The sequence below is a fragment of the Romboutsia sp. 13368 genome, assembly GCF_018336475.1.
Classification (GTDB): domain Bacteria; phylum Bacillota; class Clostridia; order Peptostreptococcales; family Peptostreptococcaceae; genus Romboutsia.
On sequence record NZ_CP048741.1, the window covers coordinates 1,087,374 to 1,087,676 of the forward strand.

Consider the following 303-nt stretch of genomic DNA (forward strand, 5'->3'; position numbering starts at 1 on the left):
GCATTGTTATTAATTGATAGATAATATGATATAATGTAAAAAGATAAAAAGAAGGGAAGTGTAATAATGGCAACAATAGGATTTGAAGAAGAATTATGGGCAAGTGCTGATAAATTAAGAAATAATATGGATGCAGCAGAATATAAACACGTAGTATTAGGACTAATATTTTTAAAATACGTTTCAGATACATTTATGGAAAAATACAAAGAACTACTAGAAGAAGATGAAGAATTTGCAGAAGATATGGATGCATACTTAGCAGAAGGAGTATTCTGGGTACCAGAAATAGCTCGTTGGGAC

At 30.4% G+C, this 303-nt stretch carries 1 protein-coding gene; it reads left to right on the forward strand.

From position 1 onward, the window contains the following. Positions 1-66 precede the first annotated feature (66 nt). Positions 67-303 (forward strand): type I restriction-modification system subunit M N-terminal domain-containing protein (locus G3997_RS04415; protein ID WP_296648709.1); only part of this gene is annotated, 237 nt, incomplete at its 3' end.